The 24,100-nt window shown below is 72.8% G+C and carries 16 protein-coding genes; 6 read left to right on the forward strand and 10 right to left on the reverse strand.

Annotated elements, in window-relative coordinates; translation table 11 throughout:
- The first annotated feature begins 32 nt into the window (after window positions 1-32).
- The 3 genes from ACN27G_RS22255 (at window position 33) to trpS (ending at window position 4,603) form a co-directional block, all read left to right on the forward strand.
- Entirely contained in the window at window positions 33-251 is a 219-nt protein-coding gene (locus ACN27G_RS22255; RefSeq protein WP_101371446.1) for a DUF397 domain-containing protein, read from the forward strand.
- Between the two features lie 327 nt (window positions 252-578).
- Window positions 579-3,302, forward strand: a complete 2,724-nt coding sequence (locus ACN27G_RS22260) for a PQQ-dependent sugar dehydrogenase (RefSeq protein ID WP_421494710.1) — start codon at window positions 579-581, stop codon at window positions 3,300-3,302.
- 221 nt (window positions 3,303-3,523) lie between these two features.
- On the forward strand, window positions 3,524-4,603 hold the full coding sequence (gene trpS / locus ACN27G_RS22265; RefSeq protein WP_421494711.1) for a tryptophan--tRNA ligase: 1,080 nt from the start codon (window positions 3,524-3,526) through the stop codon (window positions 4,601-4,603).
- A gap of 132 nt (window positions 4,604-4,735) precedes the next feature.
- Here the strand turns inward: trpS and ACN27G_RS22270 are convergent, their stop codons facing one another.
- The 8 genes from ACN27G_RS22270 to ACN27G_RS22305 form a co-directional block, all read right to left on the reverse strand.
- Entirely contained in the window at window positions 4,736-5,185 is a 450-nt protein-coding gene (locus ACN27G_RS22270) for a GNAT family N-acetyltransferase (protein ID WP_421494712.1), read from the reverse strand.
- Window positions 5,186-5,354: 169 nt separating this feature from the next.
- Window positions 5,355-6,827 (reverse strand): GTPase ObgE, encoded by a 1,473-nt coding sequence (gene obgE / locus ACN27G_RS22275; RefSeq protein WP_421494713.1) that lies wholly within the window; start codon window positions 6,825-6,827, stop codon window positions 5,355-5,357.
- Between the two features lie 147 nt (window positions 6,828-6,974).
- A complete protein-coding gene (gene rpmA / locus ACN27G_RS22280; RefSeq protein WP_421494714.1) occupies window positions 6,975-7,232 on the reverse strand; it encodes a 50S ribosomal protein L27 in 258 nt (85 codons plus the stop codon).
- A 29-nt stretch (window positions 7,233-7,261) separates the two neighbouring features.
- Window positions 7,262-7,576, reverse strand: coding sequence for a 50S ribosomal protein L21 (gene rplU / locus ACN27G_RS22285; protein ID WP_278063662.1), 315 nt, complete (start codon window positions 7,574-7,576; stop codon window positions 7,262-7,264).
- 268 nt (window positions 7,577-7,844) lie between these two features.
- Window positions 7,845-8,378, reverse strand: coding sequence for a hypothetical protein (locus ACN27G_RS22290; protein ID WP_421494715.1), 534 nt, complete (start codon window positions 8,376-8,378; stop codon window positions 7,845-7,847).
- 333 nt (window positions 8,379-8,711) lie between these two features.
- Window positions 8,712-12,059 (reverse strand): Rne/Rng family ribonuclease, encoded by a 3,348-nt coding sequence (locus tag ACN27G_RS22295; RefSeq protein WP_421494716.1) that lies wholly within the window; start codon window positions 12,057-12,059, stop codon window positions 8,712-8,714.
- Between the two features lie 110 nt (window positions 12,060-12,169).
- On the reverse strand, window positions 12,170-13,015 hold the full coding sequence (locus ACN27G_RS22300) for a TIGR03936 family radical SAM-associated protein (RefSeq protein WP_421494717.1): 846 nt from the start codon (window positions 13,013-13,015) through the stop codon (window positions 12,170-12,172).
- A gap of 74 nt (window positions 13,016-13,089) precedes the next feature.
- The gene (locus ACN27G_RS22305) at window positions 13,090-15,078 is read right to left on the reverse strand and encodes a TIGR03960 family B12-binding radical SAM protein (protein WP_421494718.1); all 1,989 of its coding nucleotides are present in this window, start codon (window positions 15,076-15,078) and stop codon (window positions 13,090-13,092) included.
- Window positions 15,079-15,314: 236 nt separating this feature from the next.
- Between ACN27G_RS22305 and ACN27G_RS22310 the strand changes: the two genes are divergently transcribed.
- On the forward strand, window positions 15,315-17,096 hold the full coding sequence (locus ACN27G_RS22310; protein ID WP_421494719.1) for a hypothetical protein: 1,782 nt from the start codon (window positions 15,315-15,317) through the stop codon (window positions 17,094-17,096).
- Window positions 17,097-17,176: 80 nt separating this feature from the next.
- On the opposite strand, the gene ACN27G_RS22315 is transcribed toward ACN27G_RS22310, so the two are convergent.
- Both ACN27G_RS22315 and ileS read right to left on the reverse strand, forming a co-directional pair.
- Entirely contained in the window at window positions 17,177-17,860 is a 684-nt protein-coding gene (locus ACN27G_RS22315; RefSeq protein WP_421494720.1) for a lysophospholipid acyltransferase family protein, read from the reverse strand.
- A 131-nt stretch (window positions 17,861-17,991) separates the two neighbouring features.
- Window positions 17,992-21,168 carry an isoleucine--tRNA ligase gene (gene ileS / locus ACN27G_RS22320; protein ID WP_421494721.1) on the reverse strand — a complete coding sequence of 1,059 codons (3,177 nt, stop codon included), beginning with the start codon at window positions 21,166-21,168 and terminating at the stop codon, window positions 17,992-17,994.
- Between the two features lie 382 nt (window positions 21,169-21,550).
- Here ileS and ACN27G_RS22325 point away from each other — a divergent pair, with 382 nt between their 5' ends.
- Window positions 21,551-22,321, forward strand: coding sequence for a hypothetical protein (locus ACN27G_RS22325; RefSeq protein ID WP_421494722.1), 771 nt, complete (start codon window positions 21,551-21,553; stop codon window positions 22,319-22,321).
- A 157-nt stretch (window positions 22,322-22,478) separates the two neighbouring features.
- Window positions 22,479-24,083: a VOC family protein gene (locus ACN27G_RS22330; RefSeq protein WP_421494723.1), complete on the forward strand. Its 1,605-nt coding sequence runs from the start codon at window positions 22,479-22,481 to the stop codon at window positions 24,081-24,083.
- Window positions 24,084-24,100 lie beyond the last annotated feature (17 nt).

The following is a 24,100-nucleotide window of genomic DNA, read 5'->3' on the forward strand; positions in this document are numbered from 1 at the left end:
TCCCGGACGGACTACCGATGGAGGAACGGACGATGGCGCAGCACCCCAAGGGCGATTTCGACCTGTCGCGCGCCGTGTGGCAACGCGCCGAGGGCGACGACTCGGAGGGAGCGGTCGAGATCGCGTTCGTCGACGACCTGATCGGCATGCGTAACTCCGCCGAACCGGACGGCCCGGTGCTGGTCTTCACCCAGGCCGAGTGGGACGCCTTCGTCGCCGGCGCCCAGGACGGCGAGTTCGACCTCGACTGAGCACGAGTCTTCGGCCCCGAGCCTGACCCCGACCGACGACGGGTTCGACCCCGGCTCGACCGGTCGGTCGGAGTGGGTTCGCCCGACCGGCCGGGCACTCTCCGATGATCCGCCGAGGCGGTCCGTCGGGATCCGGGCGACATCATCCGGATAGAAGAGTGACGTACGGTTAGCCCGTACTCACGACATGCTCACTCCGGGCGGGCCGGGGCTGCCCCGCACCGTCCGTACCCCTAGCGTGACAGATCCTTTGTGCACCCGGCCCCGGGCCGGAGGGCGAAGGTCGCACCGTGCACTACTTGGAGCTGCGCCAAGTTGGGGGAAGGCATGCCATCTTCCGCACGACCGTCACCGATCACCCGTCTGCTGAGGACCGGGGTCGCCGTCACCCTGGTGGCCGCGCTCGCCGCGCCGATCACCGGTTCGGCGCCCGCCGCCGCGGTGGTGCTGCCGACCGGATTCCAGGAGCAGATCGTCTTCACCGGCCTGAACCAGCCGACCAACATCGAGTTCGCCCCGGACGGCCGGGTCTTCGTCGCCGAGAAGGGCGGCCGGATCAAGGTCTACGACGATCTCGCCGACACCAGCGCCACCATCTTCGCCGACCTGTCGGCGAACGTGCACAACCAGCACGACCGGGGGCTGCTCGGGATGACCCTGCACCCGGACTTCCCGACCCAGCCCTACGTCTACGTGCTCTACGCCTACGACGCGCCACCCGGGCAGACCGCGCCGTACTGGAACGACAACTGCGCCGCGGTCGGCGGCACCAACGGCGGCCGCTGCATCGTCACCGGCCGGCTCTCCCGGCTGACCGCCGCCGGCAACACGATGACCGGCACCGAGCAGGTCTTCGTGCAGGACTGGTGCCAGCAGTACGCCAGCCACGCCACCGGCGACCTGCGGTTCGGCGCCGACGGGATGCTCTACGCCAGCGCCGGTGACGGGGCCAGCTACGACCTGGTCGACTACGGCCAGCTCGGCAACCCCCCGAACCCGTGCGCCGACCCGCCCGGCGGCACGATGACCCCGCCGACCGCCGAGGGCGGCGCGCTGCGCTCCCAGGACTCCCGGACCACCGCCGACCCGACCAGCCTGGACGGTACGGTGCTCCGGCTCGACCCGCTGACCGGCGCCGCCGCCCCCGGCAACCCGTCGGCGGCCAGCCCCGACCCGAACATCCGGCGGATCGTCGCGCAGGGCCTGCGCAACCCGTACCGGTTCACGATCCGGCCCGGCACCAACGAGGTCTGGCTCGGTGACGTCGGCTGGACCCGGTGGGAGGAGGTCAACCGGGTGGTCGAGCCGACCGCCGGGGTGACCAACTTCGGCTGGCCCTGCTACGAGGGCGCCGGCCGGCAGAGCGGCTACGACAGCGCCAACCTCGACATGTGCGAGAGCCTCTACACCGGTGCCGGGCAGACCGCGCCGTTCTACACCTACGACCACGCCGCCCGGGTGGTGGCCGGAGAGGCCTGCCCGACCGGCAGCTCCTCGGTCTCCGGTGCCGCCTTCTATCCCGCCGCCGGCGGCAGCTACCCCGCCGAGTACGCGGGGGCGCTCTTCTTCTCCGACTACTCCCGGGACTGCATCTGGGCGATGCTTCCCGACGCGCCCGGCGGGCTGCCGGTGGCGGCCAACCGGCGAACCTTCGGCAGCGCCGCGGCGAACCCGGTCGACCTGGCCGTCGGGCCCGGCGGTGACCTCTACTACGTCGACCACGCCGGTTCGGTGCGCCGGATCCGCTACTTCCCCGGCAACCAGCCGCCGGTCGCGTCGATCGCCGCCTCGCCCACCTCCGGCAGCGCACCGCTGACGGTGAACTTCGACGGCACCGGCTCCTCCGACGCCGACCCGGCCGACGCCGGCCGGCTGCGCTACGAGTGGGACTTCACCGACGACGGCACCGTCGACGCGACCACCGCGACGGCGTCGCACACCTATCCGGCCGGCGGGCCGTACACGGCCCGGCTGACCGTCTACGACACGCTGGACGCCTCCGGCACCCAGACGGTGCCGATCCAGACCGGCAACAGCATGCCGACCGCCGTGATCGACACCCCGAACGGCGACTTCACCTGGGCGGTCGACGACCCGATCAGCTTCACCGGGCACGCCACCGACCCCGACCAGGGCACCCTGCCGCCCAGCGCGCTGCACTGGCGGATGTTCCTGCACCACTGCTACACCCTGGACAACTGCCACACCCACACGTTGCAGGACTTCACCGGCGGCAGCGGCAGCATGTTCGGGCCGGACCACGAGTATCCGTCGTACCTGGAGCTGGTGCTGACCGCCACCGACAGCGGCGGGCTGTCGCACAGCACCAGCGTGCGGCTCGACCCGAAGACCGTCGACCTGACCTTCGACACCAGCCCGCCCGGGCTGCAACTGGTCTTCGGCTCGACGGCGCAGGCGGCGCCCTTCACCCGTACGGTCATCCAGGGGTCGAGCAACACGGTCAGCGCGGTCACCCCGCAGACCGTCGGCGGCGTCCCGTACGTCTTCGGCTCCTGGTCCGACGGCGGGGCGCAGACCCACGTGATCACCGCCCCCAGCACCCCGGCCAGCTACACCGCCACCTACAACCCGCAGTCCGGCAGCGTCCGGCTGCCCCAGTCGCAATGGTCGGTGGCGGGCGCGGACAGCCAGGAAACCATCCTGGTCAACGGCCGGGCCACCAACGTCCGGGACGGCAACAGCTCGTCGATCTGGCACACCCGGCGGCTGCTCTCCAGCTCCTCGCACCCGCACTGGATCGACCTCGACCTGGGCAGCGCCCGGGCGGTGAACCGGCTCTACTACCTGCCCCGGCAGGGCTCCAACACCGCCGGCCGGATCACCGGCTACGAGGTCTACGTCTCCAACAGCCGGAGCAGTTGGGGCACCCCGGTGGCCACCGGCACCTTCCCGAACAGCGCCGCGGAACAGACGGTCACCATCCCACCCACCACCGGCCGGTACATCCGGCTCCGCGCCCTCGGCGAGGTCAACGGTGACCGCTGGACCTCGGTCGCCGAACTCAACGTCGGCGTCGTCCCCACCGGCTGACCCGCAAGGAAGGGCCCCTTCTTATCGCTTTTTGTATATGAAGGGGCCCTTCCTAACGCGCCTGGTAGCGTGCTGGGTGTGCGGATGACCACGAACGGCTGGTGGGCGCCCTAGACGGGCGGCCATCGCATCCGCGTCCCGACAACAGCCAACGGCCGCCCCTCCGGGCGGCCGTTTCGCATGCGCTCCCCGGGGTGGCGACCCCGTCGAAGGAGCAGCTCATGCGCACCGCCAGCCCGACCACCGCCGCCGGCCCGACCACTGCGAGCAGCCCGACCACCGCCGCCGGCCCGGCCACCGTGCCGGCCCGGGCCACCTCCCGGGTACGCCGGATCACCGGCCTGAAGCCCACCGGTCACCTGCACCTGGGCAACCTGATCGGCGCGATCCGGCCGGTCGTCGAGGGCCAGTACCGGGCGGAGACGATCGTCTTTCTGGCCGACCTGCACGCGCTGACCGTCACCCACCAGCCGGAGCGGATCCGCGGGCTCACCCTGGAACAGGCGACGGTGCTGCTCGCCGCCGGCCTCGATCCGGACCGGGCGCTGCTCTACGTGCAGTCGCAGGTGCCGGAACACACCGAGTTGCACTATCTGCTGGAGTGCGCCACCGGATTCGGCGAGGCGCAGCGGATGATCCAGTTCCGGGAGAAGTCCGCCGAGCGCCAGCAGGTCCGGCTGAGCCTGCTCAGCTATCCGGTGCTGATGGCGGCCGACATCCTGCTGCACGACGTGCACGAGGTGCCGGTCGGCGAGGACCAGAGCCAGCACCTCGAACTCACCCGCACCGTGGCGGCCCGGTTCAACGCCCGGTACGGCGACACCTTCACCGTGCCCCGCGCGGTGCACCCGGCGGTGTCGGCCCGGGTGATGGACCTGGCCGACCCGACCGCGAAGATGGGCAAGACCAGCGCCAGCGCGGCGGGGACGGTCTTCCTGCTCGATCCGCCCGAGGTGATCCGCCGCAAGGTGCTGCGCGCGGTGACCGACCCGGGCCGCACCGTCGGGTACGACCCGCAGCACCGTCCCGGCGTGACGAACCTGCTGGAGATCCTGGCCTCCTGCCTGGGCGGTTCACCCGCCGCACTGGCCGCCGACCACGGCTCGTACGCCCAGCTCAAGAGCGCGGTCGCCGAGGCGGTCGACGGGCTGCTCCGGCCGATCCGGGCCCGCTACACGGAACTCGCCCGCGATCCGGGGTACGTCCGGCGGGTGCTCGCCGACGGCGCCGAACGGGCCCGGGAGAACGCCGCCGACACGGTGCACCGGGCGAAGCGGGCGATCGGCCTGCTCAGCCATTGACGGGCGGCCTGCACGGGCGGCCCGCACGGGCGGCCCGCACGGGCGGCCCGCACGGGCGGCCCGCACGGGCGGCCCGCACGGGCGGCCCGCACGGGCGGGCGGTCCAACCGGACCGGGGACCGGCGGGTCCGCTCAGGCGAGGACCGGCAGTCGCTTCTCGAAGCAGATGCTGTACGGGTTGTCGACGTACGCGCCGTAGACGGGGATCTCGGCGTAACCGGACGACAGGTAGAGCTGGATCGCACCGGGAAGGTGGCTGCCGGTCTCCAGCCGCAGCACGGTGTGCCCCGACCGCAGCGCGAGCTCCTCCAGCGCGCCGAGGATCTGCCGGGCCAGGCCCTGACCCCGGTGCGCCGGCCGGACGTACATCCACTTGATCTCGGCGGTCTCCCGGTCCAGCGCCTGGAGCGCCCCGCAGGCGACCGCCCGGCCGCCGAGGACGCCGACCAGGTAGCGGGCGTCGTCGTACGGCAGGAAGACCCGCGCGTCCAGACCGCCACCGGCCTCCCGCAGCTCGCGCTGCTGCGCCGCCATCAGGGCGGCCAGCTCGGGATCCGACGACACGCGTGACTCGATCAGCACACCGTCGACGGTAGGCAGCGGGCATTTCGCCAAGGTTTCGGCCGGGTGGACCCGATACGGAGCGTAGAGAACCAATCCGCACCCGCCCGCCGCCGCTCCCGTCTCGCCGGCCCTACGGAGCTGCTGCTCCGACCGGCACCTACGACTCGTCCGCCTACGACTCGTCCGCCTACGACTCGTCTTCCGGATCGTCCAATCCCGGACCGTCTGGCAGTGTCCCGTCGGCGGCCTCCTCCGGCGGACGCTGCCGGCGGGCCTTGCGGGCGGCGAGCCGCTCGGCCGCGGTCGGCCGGGTCACCTTCTCCGCCAGTCGGCTGTCGGTGCCCCGCGCACTCGGCACGTACTCGGCACCGGCGTAGAGCGTCGGCTGCCAGTCGAACTCCCGCTCGCCGATCCGGACCAGGCTCCCCGGCTCGGCGCCGGCCTTGGCCAGCTGCTCCTCGACGCCCAGCCGGGCCAGCCGGTCGGCGAGGTAGCCGATCGCCTCGTCGTTGTCGAAGTTGGTCTGCCGGACCCAGCGCTCCGGCCGTTGCCCGCGCACCACGTACGCACCGTCCGGCGCCGCCTCGATGGTGAAGCCGGCGTCGTCGACGGCGACGGGCCGGATCACGATCCGGGTCGGCTCCAGTTCGGGTGCTGCCGCCCGAGCCTGCTCGACCAGCTCCGCCAGCGCGAAGGTCAGCTCGCGTAGCCCTTCCCGGGTCACCGCCGAGACCTCGAAGATCCGCAGCCCACGGGCCTCGATGTCGGGCCGGACGATCTCGGCCAGGTCCCGCCCGTCCGGTACGTCGATCTTGTTGAGGACGACCAGCCGGGGCCGGTCGGCCAGCCCGCCGTACTCGGCCAGCTCGGCCTCGATGGCGTCGATGTCGGCCAGCGGGTCGCGGCCCGGTTCGAGGGTGGCGGCGTCCACCACGTGCACCAGCACCGCGCAGCGCTCGATGTGCCGCAGGAACGCCAGCCCGAGCCCCTTGCCGGTGGCGGCCCCGGGGATCAGCCCTGGCACGTCGGCGACGGTGAAGGTGTGCTCGTCGACCCGGACCACGCCGAGGTTCGGCACCAGCGTGGTGAACGGATAGTCGGCGATCTTCGGCTTTGCCGCCGAGAGCACCGAGATCAGCGAGGACTTGCCGGCCGACGGGAAGCCGACCAGGCCGACGTCGGCGACGCTCTTGAGTTCGAGTACGACGTCGAGCTGGTCGCCCGGTTCGCCCAGCTCGGCGAAGCCGGGCGCCTTGCGCCGGGCATTGGCCAGCGCGGCGTTGCCCCGACCGCCCCGACCGCCGCGGGCCACCTCGAAGGTGGTGCCGGTGCCGACCAGATCGGCCAGCACCGTACCGTCCATGGCGTGCACGACGGTCCCGTCCGGGACCTTGAGCACCAGGTCGCGCCCGTTGGCGCCGTCCCGGTTGGAGCCGGCACCGCCCTTGCCGTTCTCGGCCTTGACGTGCGGCCGGAAGTGGAAGTCGAGCAGGGTGTGCACCTGCGGGTCGACCACCAGGGCGACGCTGCCGCCGTGCCCGCCGTTGCCGCCGTCCGGCCCGCCGAACGGCTTGAACTTCTCCCGATGGATCGAGACGCAACCGTGCCCACCGTCCCCGGCCTGCAGGTGCAGTACGACCCGGTCAACGAACGTGGTCACGCTGCCAATCCTTTCACCGGCGCCGCAGACCGGCACCGCAAACGTGGCGGGTCGCCCCGCCGTGCGCCGGGCGCCCTCGGCCCGGCGCGAAACGGCGGAGCGGGCCCGGACACCAGGTCCGCGGCCCGCTCCGCCGGAAAGCTGACGTTACCGCTCGGACGGCACGATGCTGACGACCTTGCGGCCGCGCCTGGTGCCGAACTTGACCGCACCCCCCGCCAGCGCGAACAGCGTGTCGTCGCCACCGCGTCCGACCAGGTCACCGGGGTGGAACTTCGTGCCCCGCTGCCGGATCAGGATCTCGCCGGCGTTGACCACCTGCCCACCGAACCGCTTGACGCCGAGTCGCTGCGCCGCGGAGTCGCGACCGTTCCGCGAGCTGGACGCACCTTTTTTGTGAGCCATCTGAGGACGACCTGTCTTTCCGCTGGGGCTTACTTGCCGTTGGAGATGCCGGTCACCTTGACCTTGGTCAACGGCTGGCGGTGACCCTGGCGCTTGTGGTAGCCGGTCTTGTTCTTGAACTTGTGGATCCGGATCTTCGGACCCTTGGTGTGCTCGGCGATCTCGCCGGACACCGCGACCTTGGCCAGCTGCCCGGCGTCGGTCACCAGGTTGTCCCCGTCGACGAGGAGGACGGCGGCGAGCTTGACCGCGTCGCCCGGCTGGCCGACCAGCTTCTCGACCTCGATCACGTCGCCCTCGGCGACCTTGTACTGCTTGCCGCCGGTCTTGACGATCGCGTACATCGGACGCGGACTCCCTGTCGTTGAGGCTGCGGGTGGTGTTGTTCGCGACGGCCAGCTCGACCGCACGGGTGCGGGGGCGGGCACGCGAGAACGTGGCACGTAATCTGCGCCGCAGGCTAGCGTACGCCATGACGGGCCGCCCGCCCAAACCGGCCCTGGTCCCGGCAGCGGGCGGCGGGCCGCCGATCGGCCCGGTCGCCCTCTCCGGTAAGCGAAACCGCCGCCGGAAACCCTCCGCAGGGCCCGCGCCGTCAGGGCCTGTGCGCCGTCAGGTCGCGCAGAGCTGGTCGAGCCGCTGCTGTAGCTCCTGGAGCTTGTTCTCGTCGACGGACTCGATACTGGCCTTCATCGTGCCGACCTCGGTCGCGATCTCGGCCAGTACGGTCTTGAGTCGCTCGTCGGTGGCTCGGGCGGATTGTTCCCGCATCGCGTTGCCCCAGGTCTGCAGCGCCGCCTCCGCCCTGCGCCGGGCGGCCTCCGCCCCGGCGGTGTCGCCCGTGCCGGCGGCCTGGAGCGACTTGCCCAGCTCCGAGACGAAGGTCTGCACCGAGGAGGTGCTGGCCTTGGTGGCCGCCTCGCAGACCTCCCTGCCGTTGCCGCCGGCGGGCCTGGTGTCCACCACCGCCGGTGAGCCGCCCGGAGCGCCCGGGCTGGCGCCGGGCGTCGTGGCACCCGTCGCCGGTGCCCCGGACGACGGGCCGGCCGAGGGGCCTGGTCCGGACGCGCCGTCCCGTTCACCCGAGCAGCCGGCCGCCGCGAACAGCGCGGCGGCGATAGCGGCGGTCACCAACAGGCGTCGCATGGTCTTCTCCTCCGGGGGTGCGGCTGGTCGTCCCAGGCGGGGCGGTCCCGGGGGGTGGCCGGCGACCGGTCGACTATCGCGAGGGAGTGACCAGCGTAGCCACCTTCTCCGCCATCGGCGCAGTCCGGCAACCGCCACCGCGCGGGTGCACCCGACCACCGCCACCGCGCGGTGCACCCGACCACCGCCACCCGGTGCGCGCGACCGCCACCGCGCGGTGCACCCGACCGCCACCGCACTTCGCTGGCGGATACGCGACCGCCGCCCCGCCCCAGCCCGAGAGGACCGGTGCGGTCCCCGCTGGGCGACCCGGGGCGGGACGGGTGGACGCGGTCAGGGCCGGGTACGGCGCCGGGTGCCTCCGCGCCGGGCCCGGCGACGACCGCCGCCGGCCTCCGCGCCGTCGGCCTCCCCGTCCGGGTCACCGGTCTCGTCGATACCGTCGGGGTCACCGGCACCCGCCAGCCGCATCGGCTCGGCCGAGGTGGACTCGACCGGTGCCGACTCGACCGGCGCCGACTCGGCCGCCTCCCCGGCCTCGGGTGTCTCCACCTCGTAGCGGGACAGGTCGTACCCCATGGTGTCCTCGTAGTCCGAGACCTCGACGACGACCCGCTCCGGCGAGGCCGACTTCCGGCCCCGGCGGCGACCGCCGGTCGTCGACGACTCGGAGGTCGGCGCGGACGGGGCGGCGGAGGCGACGGCCTTGACCCGCTCCCCCGCGCCCGGACGCGACTTCTCCGGCACCGGCTCGGTGTGAATGATCACGCCGCGGCCCTTGCAGCAGTCACAGGTCTCGCTGAACGCCTCCAGCAGCCCGGCACCGATCCGCTTCCGGGTCATCTGGACCAGGCCGAGCGAGGTGATCTCGGTCACCTGGTGTTTGGTCCGGTCCCGGCCCAGGCACTCGGTGAGCCGGCGCAGCACGAGTTCGCGGTTCGACTCCAGCACCATGTCGATGAAGTCGATCACGACGATGCCGCCCAGGTCGCGCAGGCGAAGCTGGCGGACGATCTCCTCGGCCGCCTCCAGGTTGTTCCGGGTGACGGTCTCCTCCAGGTTGCCGCCCGCGCCGGTGTACTTGCCGGTGTTGACGTCGATCACCGTCATCGCCTCGGTCCGGTCGATCACGAGGTGACCACCGGAGGGCAGGAAGACCTTCCGGTCCAGCCCCTTGAGAATCTGCTCGTCGATGCGCCGCTCGACAAAGACGTCCGCCGTGCCGGTCTGCCGGCGCAACCGGGGCACCAGGTCCGGCGAGACGTGCGAGAGGTAGGACTCGACCATGTCGTACGCCTCGTCGCCCTGCACGACGAGCTCCCGGAAGTCCTCGTTGAACAGGTCGCGGACCACCCGGATCACCAGGTCCGGCTCCTCGTAGAGGAGCACCGGCGCGCCACCCTCGGCGGCCTTGGCCTGGATGTCCTCCCACTGCGCCTGGAGCCGCTTGACGTCCCGGGCCAGTTCGTCCTCGCTGGCACCCTCGGCCGCGGTCCGGACGATCACGCCCGCACCGTCCGGGACCAGCTTCTTGAGGATGTCGCGCAGCCGCTTGCGCTCGGTGTCCGGCAGCTTGCGGCTGATCCCGGAGGCGTTGCCGTGCGGTACGTAGACCAGGTGCCGCCCGGAGAGCGCGACGTGACTGGTCAGCCGGGCCCCCTTGTGCCCGATCGGGTCCTTGGTGACCTGCACCAGCACCGAGTCGCCGGAGCGCAACGCCTGCTCGATCGAGCGGGCCCGCCCCTCCAGGCCGGTGGTGTCCCAGTTGACCTCGCCGGCATAGAGCACCGCGTTGCGGCCGCGCCCGACGTCGACGAAGGCCGCCTCCATGCTGGGCAGCACGTTCTGCACCTTGCCCAGGTAGACGTTGCCGGCCATGGTCCCGGCGGAGGCGCGGGTGACGTAGTGCTCGACAAGCACCCCGTCCTCCAGGACGGCGATCTGGGTACGGTCGCCGCGCTGGCGCACCGCCATCACCCGGTCGACCGCCTCCCGCCGGGCCAGAAACTCCGACTCGCTCAGGATCGGCGGCCGGGTACGCCGCTGTTCCCGGCCGTCCCGGCGGCGCTGGCGCTTGGCCTCCAGCCGGGTCGAGCCGGAAACGCCCTGCACCTCGTCCACCGACTTGCGGGGTTCACGGATCTTGACGACGGTGTGTACGCCGTCCTCCGCCGCACTGTCGGAGTCACCGGCGCCCTTGCGCCGCCGACGGCGACGGCGGCGGGTCACGCCGTCCCCGTCCCCGTCGCCCGCCTCGGGCTCGGTCTCGTCGTCCTCGTCCTCGCCGGTATCGACCTGGGCCGCCGGCTCCTCGTTCTCCTCGTCGTCCTCGATCTCGTCCGCGGTGCCCTTGCCCCGGCCCCGGCCCCGGCGACCACGACGCCGCCGCCGTCGGGCGGACGCGCTCTCCTCGTCCTCCGCCTCGTCCACCCCGGGCTCGGTGTCGTCGAAGGGCTCCTGCTCGGCGACGGTCGCGACCTCGACCTCGACCTCGACCTCCGCCTCCGGCGTGACCGACTCACCGCCGCGCCGGCCCCGGCGGCGCCGCCGCCCGGTCTCGGCCGGCTCGGCCGGCTCCTCCTCGACCTCGGCCGACCGAGAAACCGGAGCAGACTCGCCCGTGCCCGTCGCCGTGCCCCGGCTCGCCGGGGACTCCTCCTCCGGAGCCATGAACAGCACGGTCGGGGCGGAGAGCGCGGCGCGGCGCCGACGTCCCCGCCGGGTCTCCTCCGCCACCTCGGTGCCGGCTTCGTCACCGAGGGCTGGTGCGCCGGCGGTCGACTCCGGTACGGCCGGAGCACCGACCTCCGAACCGGTCGCCGGAGCATCGCCGGCCCCCGCCGGGGTGCTCGTCGGCGTCGACGGTGTCCCCTCGTCGGCCGGACGGCCGGCGGATCCGGCGTCGGTGGCCGGAAGGTCGGACTCGGCGGGGGTAACCCCGGTGGCCGCCGCTCCGGTCGGCTCGGCGGGAGGCGCCGCCGCCTTGCGCCGCCGGGTACGGGTCACCTTCACCGGCGGTACCGGCTCGGTCACCGCTCCGGCTGCCTCCGTGCCGGAGGCGCTCGGTCCCACCGCCGCCGTACCGGAGATGGCGGGACCGGAGGTGCGGGGAGAGGCGCCCGAATCATCCGCCGACGTCCCGGGGTCGCCGACCGGGACACCGGAGTCGCCGAGCGGAGGGGCTACGCCGGCCGGAAGTCCGGTCCCGTCCTGCTCGCCCGCGCCGGGCTTCTTCTCCGCCGTGGTGGCCTTGCGCCGGCGGCGAGTTGCCTTGGGAGCGGGGTCGGTGTCGCCGGCCACCGGCGCCAGCACCTCGGCATCGGCCGCCTCTGCGCTCGTGGCCCGGGCCGAGACCGGCGCCTCGACCGGTACGCCGGTCGGTGCGGGCTCGCTCGCCGTCGTCGACGTGCGCCGCCGGGTGGTACGCCGCCGGACGGGGGCCTCCCCGCTGCCGCTCTCGGCCGCGCCGCTCTCGGCCGCGCCGCTGCCGCCGGTGTCGCTGGCGTTCGCCGCTTCCGGGCTTCTGCCGCCGCTGTCGGTCTCGGCTCCGCCACCGCTTCCGACACCACCTCCGGTGCTGCCGCTGCTGGCGGTGCCACCGCTGTCGGTGCTGCCGCTGCTGGCGTCGACGGCCGGCTGGGCGCCGGTCCGTTCTCCGCCCTCTGGCTCGTTCTCGAGCATGGACGTTCTCCAGTTCTGGCTTCCCCGGGCGCGGGTGAGCGCTGCCACGCAGGGTTGCCGCAAAGTATTTCCGGTGACGCGTCAAGGTGACCGCGGTCGCCGAAGTCTGCCTACCTGACCGCCGGCCGGGCTTCCGGCTGGCGTTCACCGATGGCGGTCCTGTCGCGATCCGCCTCCAACGGATCGACGATCTCCCCCTGCGCGGCCAGCGTGCCCTGCGCCAGCCGGGTCGCCTGCGGCGGCACCGGCGGCTCCAGGTCGGCCACCACGCGGAGGCCGGAAAGGACGTCATCGGGTCGTACGGACGGGGTGACCTGCCGGACGACCATCTCGAGTATCGCACACGGTATGCCCGCGACCCCGGAAGGTGCCTCCGTCCTCTCGATCACATCGATGCCGACCACGGCGGCGCGCGTGTCGAAGACGCGTCGCCCCTGCTTGGTCATCCGCTCGACCAGCACCTCAGAGGCGTCCAGAAAGGCCGAAACCGCGGCATGGAGGACGTCCGGCCCGACACCCGGCAGTTCGACACGCCAACGTGACGTGTCGATCCGGTCGGCCAGACTGCCGCCGCTCGCCACCACCGCGTCGAGGATGTCGAGCCCCGGCGACAGGGCGGCGTCCAGGGCGCTGCGCAATGCGGCCGGCTCCACGGGCTGCTGGAGCCCGATCTCCAGGTATTCGGCCTCGCTGGCCACCCCGGTCGGCGCGGCGCTGGCATAGGAGATCTTGGGGTGCGGCGTGAAGCCCTGTGAGAACGCCACCGGTACGCCGGCCCGGCGCAGTGCCCGCTCGAAGGCCCGGGCGAAGTCCCGGTGCGAGGTGAACCGCAGCGGCCCCCGCTTGGCGTACCTGATCCGGATCCGCTGTACGACCGGCGCCTGGCCGCCCTCCGGCTGTGGTTTTCTGCTGATCGTGTTGCTCCTCGTACGGATTGTCGGGGTGCCGCCCGCCATCCGGATGTCCCGGCCCGAGCCGGCCTGATCCGGTCCGTGGCGCGGACGGCGGTGCTGCGGCGCGGACGGTGGTGCTAGTGTCCGGCACCGGCCGGCATGCGCAGGCCGGTGTTGACCGGCGTCAGCGGCAGCAACTTCTTGCCGGTCGGGCCGATCTGGATCTCGGTGTCCATGGCGGGGCAGACGCCGCAGTCGAAGCACGGCGTCCACCGGCAGTCGTCCTGCTCGAACTCGGTGAGCGAGTCCTGCCAGTCCTGCCAGAGCCACTCCTTGTCCAGGCCGGAGTCGAGATGATCCCAGGGCAGCACCTCGGCCTGCTCCCGCTCCCGCACGGTGAACCAGTCGAGGTCCACCCCGAAGGCCGGCAGCACCTCGGCGGCGACGTCGACCCAGCGCCGGTAGGAGAAGTGCTCGCTCCAGCCGTCGAACCGGCCGCCGTCCTCCCAGACCCGCCGGATCACCGCCCCGACCCGGCGGTCACCCCGGCTGAGCAGTCCCTCGATCAGCGAAGGCTCGCCGTCGTGGTAACGGTAGCCGATGGCCCGGCCGAGCGACCGGTCGGCGTTGATCGCCTGCTTGAGCAGCTTGAGCCGGTTGTCGATCACCTCCGGTCGCTCCATCGGGGCCCACTGGAACGGCGTGTGCGGCTTGGGCACGAAGCCGCCGATCGAGACCGTGCAGCGGATGTCCCGGGAGCCGGTGGCCTCCCGACCCGCCTTGATCACCTCGTGCGCGAGCCGGCCGATCTGGAGAACGTCCTCGTCGGTCTCGGTCGGCAGCCCGCACATGAAGTAGAGCTTCACCTGCCGCCACCCGTTGGTGTACGCGGTGACCACGGTGCGGATCAGGTCCTCCTCCGACACCATCTTGTTGATCACCTTGCGGATCCGCTCCGAGCCGCCCTCCGGGGCGAAGGTGAGCCCGGTCCGGCGCCCGTTGCGGGAGAGTTCCTGGGCCAGCTCGATGTTGAACGCGTCGACCCGGGTCGAGGGCAGCGAGAGCGAGACGTTGGTGCCGGCGTACTGCTCGGCGAGGCCGGAGCACATGTCGCCGATCTCGGAGTGGTCCGCCGACGACAACGACAGCAGACCCACCTCGGAGAAGCCGGAGTATTCCAGCCCCTCCTGCACCATCTGCCCCACGGTGGTGATGGAACGCTCCCGGACCGGCCGGGTGATCATGCCGGCCTGGCAGAACCGGCAGCCCCGGGTGCAGCCCCGGAAGATCTCCACCGCGTACCGCTCGTGCACGGTTTCGGCGAGCGGCACGATCGGCTTCTTCGGGTACGGCCAGGCGTCCAGGTCCATCGTCGTCCGCTTGTGCACCCGGAACGGCACGTCCGCCCGGTTCGGCACGACCCGCTGGATCCGGCCGTCGGGCAGGTAGTCCACGTCGTAGAAGCGCGGCACGTAGATGCTCTCGGTCCGGGCGAGCCGCAGCAGCAGCTCGTCCCGCCCGCCAGGGCTGCCCTCCTCCTTCCAGGCCCGGACGATCTCGGTGATCTCCAGGACCGCTTCCTCGCCGTCGCCGAGCACCGCCGCGTCGACGAAGTCGGCGATCGGCTCGGGGTTGAACGCGGCGTGCCCACCGGCCAGCACCACCGGGTGCTCGTCGGTGCGGTCGGCGGCCAGCAGCGGGATGCCGGCCAGATCGATCGCGGTGAGCAGGTTGGTGTAGCCGAGCTCGGTGGCGAACGAGATGCCGAAGACGTCGAAGGCACCGACCGGCCGGTGCGCCTCGACGGTGAACTGCGGCACGCCCTCGGCCCGCATCAGCCGCTCCAGGTCCGGCCAGACCGCGTACGTCCGCTCGGCCAACACGTCGGGCTGCTCGTTGAGGACCTCGTAGAGGATCTGCACGCCCTGGTTCGGCAGGCCCACCTCGTAGGCGTCCGGATACATCAGCGCCCAGCGGACGACCGCCGACTCCCAGTCCTTGACGACCGCGCCCAGCTCGCCGCCGACGTACTGGATCGGCTTGCTGACCTGGGAAAGCAGCCGTTCGAGCTGCGGCCAGACCGTCATCGCCGCTGACCTGTCCGCGGCGGACGACGCGGCGCTCATGGAACCTCCCGGAACACTCGGCTGGAACACCGACCAACCACCCAGGGTACGCGCCGCTCCCGCGCCCCGATCCGGCGTCCCCCGTGACCCGCCATGCCCGCTCCCCGTCGGAAAACGCTCCGGACCCGTCCGACCGGCGTTTCCCCGCCCTCCGCGGCAGTCGTACGATCCGGCGCGGAACGACCGATTGGTCGGGCGGTACTAACCTCGAACGGGCGCGAGAGGAGAGCCGCAGAATGTCCCAGCCGCAGCCGGAGGAGACCGCACCGGCGGACAGAGCCGTGCCCGCCGACCTGCCGAACCGGGAGCCGGCGACCGAGGCGGCCGGTGGTCGGGAGGGTCGGCCGGACGAGGCGGCCCGGCACCACCCGGCGGAGCCGGACGGCCCTGCCGACGACGCCGACGACATCGACGACATCGATGCCGTCGACCCCGACGACCGGCCGACGCGGCCCACCCCGCCGCCCGGAAGCAGCACCGCCGCGCCCGCTCCGGCTCAGCACGCGCCCCGCGAGCCGGCCCTGACCAAGCCGATCAAGGCCGAACCGATCAAGGCCGAACCGACCCAGGCCGCACCGACCCAGGCCGCACCGACCCAGGCCGCACCGACCCAGGCCGAGCCGACCAGCGCCGAGGCGTCCCCGGCCGAACCGATCAAGGCCGAGGCGTCCCAGGCCGAGCCGGCCCAGACAGATCCGGCCGTTCCGGCCGACCCGACCGACCCGGTCGAGGTCGGGACCGAAGCCGGGACCGAGTCGGCCCGGACGAACCCGCCCGCTCCGGGCGGGGCCGAGATCGAGACGGCGGCCGAGGCGGCGGAAACCCGGGTCACCGCACCCCGCTGGACCGGTTCGGCAGCCGTACCGCCACCACGGCAGCGCAAGCGTCGCTGGTTCCGGGGCGACGGCGAAGCCGCCGACCCACCCGCGCCCCAGGTGGTTCCGGCCCGGCAGGTCGACCCGACCCTTCAGATGCCCGCGGCGGAGGCCGACGACGAGGAGATTCCCACCCCGGTCGACCCGTGGGCCGGCGTCGCCGACGACCCCTGGCATGCGCATGCGCACCCGCCCGTCGGCTACGACGACATCCCCGCCGGTCCTCCCCCGGCCCGGCAGTTGCCGGTGACCCGGCAGTTTCCCCCGCCGCCGCACGCCAGCACGCCACCGCCACAGGCACCACCGCCACAGGCACCACCGCCACCGCGCACCACACCCCGGCCGGCGTCCCGTGCCGCTCCGCCGCCGAACCGGGCCGCCCGGCCGCCGGCCCCGGCACCGCCCGCCGTCCGGAAACCGCCACCGCCCCCCGCAGCCCCGCCACGGCCGCCGAAACAGCGGCGCCGCCCGGCGGACGAGCTGGCACCGGCACCGCCGGACTGGAAGGCGCCGCGTGGCTACGTCCCCGTTCCGGTACGCCGCCGGCGCCGCTGGCCCCGCGTCATGCTCACGCTGACGCTGCTCAGCATCGCCTGCTGCTGCGGCATCCCGGCGTACTACGCCAAGCCGGTCTGGGACCAGTATCCGGCCTCGCCGGCCGACCCGCTGCCGAGCGAGATCCTCGACCTGCGGCTGCTGGACAACGCGGCCGGCCGGCAGACGGCCGAGCAGCTGAAGCAGGAGGTCCGGGCGCGGAACTGGCTCACCGACGGTGAGGCGTTCGCGGGCGTCTACCGGACCTCGAACGGCAAGCGGGTGGTCATCTACGGCACCACCGGATTCCGGTTCAGCCCCGAATCCGCGGTCCAGGACGAGATCACCCGGCTCCAGGACGAGTACGGCGTCACCTCGGTCGATCCGGTTCCGACCGGCGTACGCGGCGAGTACCGCAGTTGCGGCACCGGCCGCGCCGACGGCGACGAGGTGGTGGTCTGCACCTGGGCCGACCACGGGAGCCTGGCCACCGCGCTCTTCACCCGGCTCTCGATAACAGACAGTTCCGACCTGCTCACCGCGCTGCGGGAGAGCATCATCCAGCGGGACCCGGTCGGCTCGGGCAGCGGCAACCCCAGCAGCGGCTGACGCTGCGCCGGGCCACGAACGCCGCTGCCCGGCGCCTCGCCCGCCGGCTACGAACCGCTGCCCGGCGCCTCGCCCGCCGGCTACGAACCGCTGCCCGGCGTCTGGCGGGCCGGCGCGTAGCGGGGCACGTACTCCTGCCCGGTCAGCCGCTGGATCTCCGTCATGATCTCGTCGGTCATCTGCCGCAGCGAGGTCCGGTCGGCGGACCGGCCGGCGAAGTCGAGGGGCTTGCCGAACCGCACGGTCACCTTGCCGGTGCCGAGCCGCGGCACCCGGACACCGATGGGCTGCACCCGCTCGGTGCCGATCATGCCGACCGGGATCACCGGCACCTCGGCGGCGAGCGCCAGCCGGGCCACCCCGGTACGCCCCCGGTAGAGCCGCCCGTCGGGTGACCGGGTGCCCTCCGGATAGATCGCGATCAGGTCACCGGCGCGCAGCACCGGGATCGCCCCGTCGAAGGCGGAGAGCGCGGCCCGGCCGCCGGACCGTTCCACCCGGATCGCACCGAGGCCGCTGATCACGAAGCGGGTGAACCAACCCCGCAGCCCGGTGCCGGTGAAGTACTCGGCCTTGGCCCAGAAGGCGATGTGCCGGGGCACCACCGAGCCGAGGAAGAGCTCGTCGGCGACGGAGAGGTGGTTGCCCGCGAAGATCGCACCGCCGGTCGCGGGGATGTTCTCCAGCCCCTCCACCGTGGGACGCCAGCCGACCCGCATCGCGGTGCCGACGGTGTGTTTGCCGATGGTGTAGAGCAGCGGCACGGGGCCTCCGGCGGTCGAGGTGATCGGGCGCTGTCACGTTAACCGACGGCCGGTCGGTCCGCGTAGGTGACCGTCTCGATCACCCACCCGGACCGACCGGTTCGCCGCCGGTACCCCACAGGGTGGGGGGGTCAGCGACGCCGTACCGCCACCGTCACCCGCTCGCCCTCGCCGACCTCGCCCGCGAACCCGTCCACCCGGTCGGCGACGTCGATCGAGTCGGCAAGCACCTCCCGGGCCACGAACTCCCGGTACGCGTCGACCGCCGCGACGACCTCCGCCGGCCCGGCCAGCAGCACGTCGATCCGGTCCGACACGTCCAGGTCCGCGTCGCGGCGGGCCTGCTGCACCACCCGTACGACGTCCCGGGCCAGGCCCTCGGCGGCGAGTTCCGGCGTGACGCCGGTGTCCAGCACCACCACCCCCTCGCCGCCGGGCAGCGGCGCGGAGTGCTCGGCGTCGGCGGGTACCAGCTTCAGCTCGTACTCGCCGGACTCCAGCCGGACCCCGGCCGCCTCCGGTACGCCGTCGACAAGCGTCCAGTCACCGGCCTTGACCGCCTTGATGACGCCCTGCACCTGCTTGCCGACCCGGGGCCCGAGCGCCCGGGGCACCACCGTGAGCACCTGCTCGCAGTAGTCGGTCAGCTCGTCGCTGAAGGTGACCTCCTTGACGTTGACCTCGTCGGCGATCAGGTCGGCGAAGGGGCGCAGCGTGCCGGCCGCCGGGGTGGCCACGGTCAGCGACGGCAGCGGCAGCCGGACCCGCAGACCCTTCGCCTTGCGCAGCGACAGCGCCGCCGAGGCGACCGCCCGGGTCGCGTCCATCGCCGCCACCAGTTCGTGGTCGGCGGGGAACTCGGTGCTGTCCGGCCAGTCGGTCAGGTGCACCGACCGTTCCCCGGTCAGCCCGCGCCACACCTCCTCCGCGGTGAGCGGCGCCAGCGGGGCCAGCACCCGGCTCACCGTCTCCAGCACCGTGTAGAGGGTGTCGAAGGCGTCCCGGTCGCCGGACCAGAACCGGTCCCGGGAACGCCGGACGTACCAGTTGGTCAGCGCGTCGAGGAAGGACCGGACCGTGCCGCAGGCGCCGGAGATGTCGTAGGCGTCGAGCTGTGCCTGCGCCGTCTCGACCAGCTCGCGGGTCTTGGCCAGCGCGTACCGGTCGAGCAGGTTCGCCGCGGTGGCCTCGCCGCCGCCGGTCGACTCGGCGTCGGTCCGCCGTTTCGCCTCGTAGCCCTCGGCGTTGGCGTAGAGCGAGAAGAAGTACCAGACGTTCCAGTACGGCAGCAGCACCTGGCGCACCGAGTCCCGGATCGCCGTCTCGCTCACCACGACGTCGCCGCCGCGCAGCACCGGCGAGGACATCAGCGTCCAGCGCATCGCGTCCGAGCCGTAGCTGTCGAACATCTCGTAGACGTCCGGATAGTTGCGCAGGCTCTTGGACATCTTGCGCCCGTCCGAGCCGAGCACGATGCCGTGCACCACCGAGCTGCGGAACGCCGGCCGGTCGAAGAGCGCGGTCGCCAGCACGTGCATGGTGTAGAACCAGCCCCGCACCTGGGGGACGTACTCGACGATGAAGTCCCCCGGGTAGTGGTGCTCGAACCACTCCCGGTTCTCGAACGGGTAGTGCACCTGGGCGAAGGGCATCGAGCCGGACTCGAACCAGCAGTCCAGCACCTCCGGCACCCGGCGCATGGTGGAGCGCCCGGTCGGGTCGTCCGGGTTGGGCCGGGTCAGCTCGTCGATGCCGGGCCGGTGCAGGTCGCCGACCTTCACCCCGAAGTCGGCCTCCAGCTCGGCGAGCGAGCCGTAGACGTCGACCCTCGGATACTGCGGGTCGTCCGACTTCCAGACCGGGATCGGCGAGCCCCAGAACCGGTTCCGGCTGATCGACCAGTCCCGGGCGTTCGCCAGCCACTTGCCGAACGAGCCGTCCCTGACGTGGGCCGGCGTCCAGTTGATCTGCTGGTTCAGCTCGACCATCCGGTCCTTGACCTTGGTCACCGCCACGAACCAGGAGGAGACCGCCTTGTAGACCAGCGGCGTGTCGCAGCGCCAGCAGTGCGGGTACGGGTGGGTGTAGGTGTCCTGCCGGAGCACCACCCCACGCTCCTTCAGCTCCCGGATCACCGACCTGTTCACGTCGAAGACCTGCTCGCCCTGGTACGGCGGGACGAGCGCGGTGAAGCGGGTGTGGTCGTCCACGGTCACGATCGTCGGGATGCCGGCCGCGTTGCATGCCTTCTGGTCGTCCTCGCCGAAGGCGGGGGCGAGGTGCACCACCCCGGTGCCGTCCTCGGTGGTGACGAACTCCGCGCCGAGCACCTGGTAGGCGTTGGGGCCGGCCTGGCCGACGAGGAAGTCGTAGAGCGGGGTGTAGCGGCGCCCGACCAGGTCACGGCCGTGCACCGTGCCGACCTGGATGAAACCCTCCAGCTCCTTCGCGTACGCCCCGAGCCGGGCGGCGCCGACGACGTGGCGCTGGCCGTCCCGCTCCAGCACCGCGTACTCGATCTCCGGGCCGACGGCGAGGGCGAGGTTGGACGGCAGCGTCCACGGCGTGGTGGTCCAGACCCCGACCCGGACCGGCCCGCGCAGCGGCTCCGGCGCGCCCTCGTCCGGGGTCAGCTCGAACCAGACGGTCAGCGTCGGGTCGTGCCGGTCCCGGTAGACGTCGTCCATCCGGGTCTCGGTGTTCGACAGCGGGGTCTCGCAGCGCCAGCAGTACGCCAGCACGCTGAACCCCTCGTAGACCAGCCCCTTGGTGTGGAGCTGCTTGAACGCCCACATGACGCTCTCCATGTAGTCGAGGTCGAGCGTCTTGTAGTCGTTGCCGAAGTCCACCCAGCGGGCCTGGCGGTTGACGTACCGCTCCCAGTCCCGGGTGTAGGCGAGCACCGAGCTGCGGCAGGCGTCGTTGAACCTCGCCACCCCGAGGTCGAGGATCTCCGCCTTGGTGGTGATCCCGAGCTGCTTCTCCGCCTCCACCTCGGCGGGCAGCCCGTGGCAGTCCCAGCCGAAGCGCCGCTCCACCCGCCGGCCACGCATCGTCTGGTAGCGCGGGACGAGGTCCTTGACGTAGCCGGTCAGCAGGTGTCCGTAGTGCGGCAGCCCGTTGGCGAAGGGCGGGCCGTCGTAGAAGACGTACTCGTTGCCGCCGTTCGGGCCGGGGTCGCGGGCCTCGACGCTGGCCTCGAAGGTCTTGTCGGCCACCCAGTGGTCGAGCACGCGCTGCTCGACCGCCGGCAGGTCGGGGCTGGCCGGCACGCCCGTGCCGGCGGGGGCGTTCTTCGGGTACGCCATCGCGGGTCGTTCTCCTCGTCGCAGCTCACTCTTCGTGGTCTGCGAGGACGAGCCCCCCGGGTACGCCGGAACCGGCGTGCCGCGGACCCGCGGTACCACCCCGCTTGGTGGCCGGAATCGACCACCCGCTCGTTGGCCGGCTGTGACGGGCCGGTCCCGTCCGGTTCTACTGGGGTGTCGCCACCTGTTCTTCCGGAGGCTCGCCGGTGATGGCCGGGTCGACGCCTGTGCCCGTCAACGATACTCGACCGCCCCGCCGGCACCCACCCGATATCCCCTCGGCCGGAAAGCGGCCGGCGGGCGCGGGGCGCCGCGAAATCGGCAGGCGTGGATCGGGTCGCCACGGTTAGTCTGCTGCGACGGCACACGGAACGGGGACCGGATGCGTAGCAGAAGACTACTGGCCAGCATGACCACGCTGCTCGTACTCACCGCCTGTACGCCGCGGCCGGCCCCGGTGCCGGGCCCGACGGCAGCGCCCAGCGTCACACCCGCGCCGCCCGACGGGCCCGAGGCGGTGCTCGCGGCCCTCGCGACGGCGGTCCGGTCCCGGGGCGACGTACCCCCGCCTGAGCTGCTCGCCGAGCAGGACCTCGGCTCGGTGCAGGTCCGGCCCTGCCGGATGCTCACCGCCGAGGCCCGCCCCGGGGAGTCGTTCACGCCGCCGGAGCCGACCTTCGCCGGACTGGTCGAGGTGAACCCGGTCGCCTCGTTCGCCGGCATCACGCTGCCGACCACGGTCATCGAGGTCACGGTGACCGGGTTCGCCAGCGCGGCCGTGGCGGAGCGGACCGCCGAGCGGGCCCGCTCGGCCCGCTGCCCGGCGGACTTCACCCTCAGCTACACCACCACGAAGGTCCGCCGGGCCAGCACCACCGTACGGGTCGGTGCCGTACGGGCCCGGCTGACCACCGGTACGGTGCGCGACCCCCGCCCCGCCCCGGAGGTGGGTCACCTGCCCGGCGAGGCGCACCTGCTCCTCGCGCACGGTCCGCTGCTGCTGACCGTCGGGGTGCTCAGGTTCGGGCCGGGCACCAACGGCCCGGAGGTGACCGCTCTGGCCCGGGAGACCGCGCTGGAGGTCGCCTCGGCCGCGCTCGCGGCACTCCCACCGAACGGCATGCCGACCGCACCGACCGCCAGCCCCTCCTGACCGCCGGCCCGCCCCGGCCTTCGGCCGCAGCACCGTTGATCGGCGTGTTCGGCCGGCTCCACAGAACTGATCCGGTGGTGGAGGCCGCGTACCGGCGCGGGGTCGTTCCATTCCCGCCGGATCCGGCCTAGCCTGGCCTTAACCAGGGAGGTCCACTGTGGCAGATGCTCGTCGCCGCCCGGTCGCGCCCGTGCGCAAGCTCGTCGCCGCCGTGCTGGCCACCTTCGCCACCTTCGTCGTGCTGTTCGGCTTCGGGATGGGTAGCTGGGCGATCGCCGTACTCGGGGTGGCGCTGCTCGCCCTGGCCATCGCGCTTGTCGCGTTCACCGCCGTACGCAGCGGTCCCCGGGCCTGGGTGACCGGCATCGGGCACGTGCACAGCGTCACGGAACCGCCCGCCTCGTCCGCCTTCGGCCGGTGTGAACTACAGATCGTGATCGACGCGCCCGGCGTTCCGGGCCGCTCGGTGCGGATCCGGGATCCCCGGGTGCCGGTGTCGAAGTGGCCGGATCCCGGCGCGACGTTGCCGATCATGGTGGCCATCGACGACCAGCGGCACGTCCGGATCCTCTGGGACGAGGTGCTGACCCACGCCGAGGCGGCGGCGGCCGGTGGCGACCTGCCGCCGGAGTTCCACGATTTCGACCCGCTGGACGACGACCTGATCGAGCAGGAGGCACCGCCGTGGGCCCGGAGCGGGGGCGACGACCCGTACCCCGCGCAACCGCCCGGCGGCGACCCGTACCCCGCCCGACCGCCCGGCGGCGGCCCGGTCACCGAGGACCTGACGGACGACCTCGCCCCGCTCCGCGACGACCTGGAACCGCTCCGGAACGAGCGGGTGGCGCCCCGCGAGGAGCCGGTGGTGATGCGCCAGACTCCCGGCGGGATAACCGTCCTGGAGGGGAAGGTGGTCGACTCCCCGGCCGCCGCGCCCCTGCCCCGCCGCTCCCGCCCCGGCCCCGGCCCGGGTGGACGGAGCCGCCGCCCCCGCCCCGGTCCGGCGCCAGCCACCGACACCCCGCCGGAAACGTCGACGCCCGGAGCTACCCCGCCCACAGCTACCCCGCCCGGAACGTCGACGGCGGAGACGGGGGCACCGGCGGGGCCGGGGGCCGACGTGGTGCCCGACGACGCGACAGCCGGCGCCGGCAACGGGTCCGGCACGCCACCGGCCCCGAAGGCCCGCGCCGACACCCGCCCCGAAGATCCCTCCGGCACCCGCCCGGACGACATCGACATTTCCCTGGACGACCCCGCCTTCGCCGACGAGCGGGGGAGCTCAGCCGGATCGTCCGGATCGGACGGAACGGACGACTCGGACGACGAGGCGATTCTTGCCGAGCTGATCGCCACCCAGCCGCCCGCCCGGCTCGGCGGTTCCGAGCCGATCGCCGGGGTCGGCATCACCCTGCTCGTCACCGATCTGGAGCGCTCGGTCGCCTTCTATCGGGACCTGCTCGGCTTCTTCGAGATCGACGGCGGCGAGAGCAACGCGATCCTCGCCTCCGGCGCGACCCGGCTCGTGTTGCGGGCGATCCGCGACGTGGCACCGATCAACCGGCGCCTGGTCCACCTGAATCTCGAGGTGAACGACGTCACCGCCGTCTACGAGGAGCTGGTCGCCAAGGGCGTGAAGTTCACCTACGCCCCCCGGGCGGTCAACCGGGGCGCCAGGCTCGAACTCTGGGCCGCCTCGTTCCGGGACCCGGACGGGCACGGCATCGCGCTGACCCAGTGGCGCGGCCGGCCGACCGGCTGACCGGCTTCCCGCGCCCC

Source organism: Plantactinospora sp. WMMB334, assembly GCF_049179095.1.
Taxonomy (GTDB): domain Bacteria; phylum Actinomycetota; class Actinomycetes; order Mycobacteriales; family Micromonosporaceae; genus Plantactinospora.

Excerpts from the sequence above, each read along its gene's own strand:
- ACN27G_RS22255 (WP_101371446.1), top strand. The coding sequence starts at position 33 with ATGGCGCAGCACCCCAAGGGCGATTTCGACCTGTCGCGCGCCGTGTGG.
- ACN27G_RS22260 (WP_421494710.1), top strand. The coding sequence starts at position 579 with ATGCCATCTTCCGCACGACCGTCACCGATCACCCGTCTGCTGAGGACC.
- trpS (WP_421494711.1), top strand. The coding sequence starts at position 3,524 with ATGCGCACCGCCAGCCCGACCACCGCCGCCGGCCCGACCACTGCGAGC.
- rpmA (WP_421494714.1), bottom strand. The coding sequence starts at position 7,232 with ATGGCTCACAAAAAAGGTGCGTCCAGCTCGCGGAACGGTCGCGACTCC.
- rplU (WP_278063662.1), bottom strand. The coding sequence starts at position 7,576 with ATGTACGCGATCGTCAAGACCGGCGGCAAGCAGTACAAGGTCGCCGAG.
- ACN27G_RS22290 (WP_421494715.1), bottom strand. The coding sequence starts at position 8,378 with ATGCGACGCCTGTTGGTGACCGCCGCTATCGCCGCCGCGCTGTTCGCG.
- ACN27G_RS22295 (WP_421494716.1), bottom strand. The coding sequence starts at position 12,059 with ATGCTCGAGAACGAGCCAGAGGGCGGAGAACGGACCGGCGCCCAGCCG.
- ACN27G_RS22300 (WP_421494717.1), bottom strand. The coding sequence starts at position 13,015 with ATGGCGGGCGGCACCCCGACAATCCGTACGAGGAGCAACACGATCAGC.
- ACN27G_RS22305 (WP_421494718.1), bottom strand. The coding sequence starts at position 15,078 with ATGAGCGCCGCGTCGTCCGCCGCGGACAGGTCAGCGGCGATGACGGTC.
- ACN27G_RS22310 (WP_421494719.1), top strand. The coding sequence starts at position 15,315 with ATGTCCCAGCCGCAGCCGGAGGAGACCGCACCGGCGGACAGAGCCGTG.
- ileS (WP_421494721.1), bottom strand. The coding sequence starts at position 21,168 with ATGGCGTACCCGAAGAACGCCCCCGCCGGCACGGGCGTGCCGGCCAGC.
- ACN27G_RS22325 (WP_421494722.1), top strand. The coding sequence starts at position 21,551 with ATGCGTAGCAGAAGACTACTGGCCAGCATGACCACGCTGCTCGTACTC.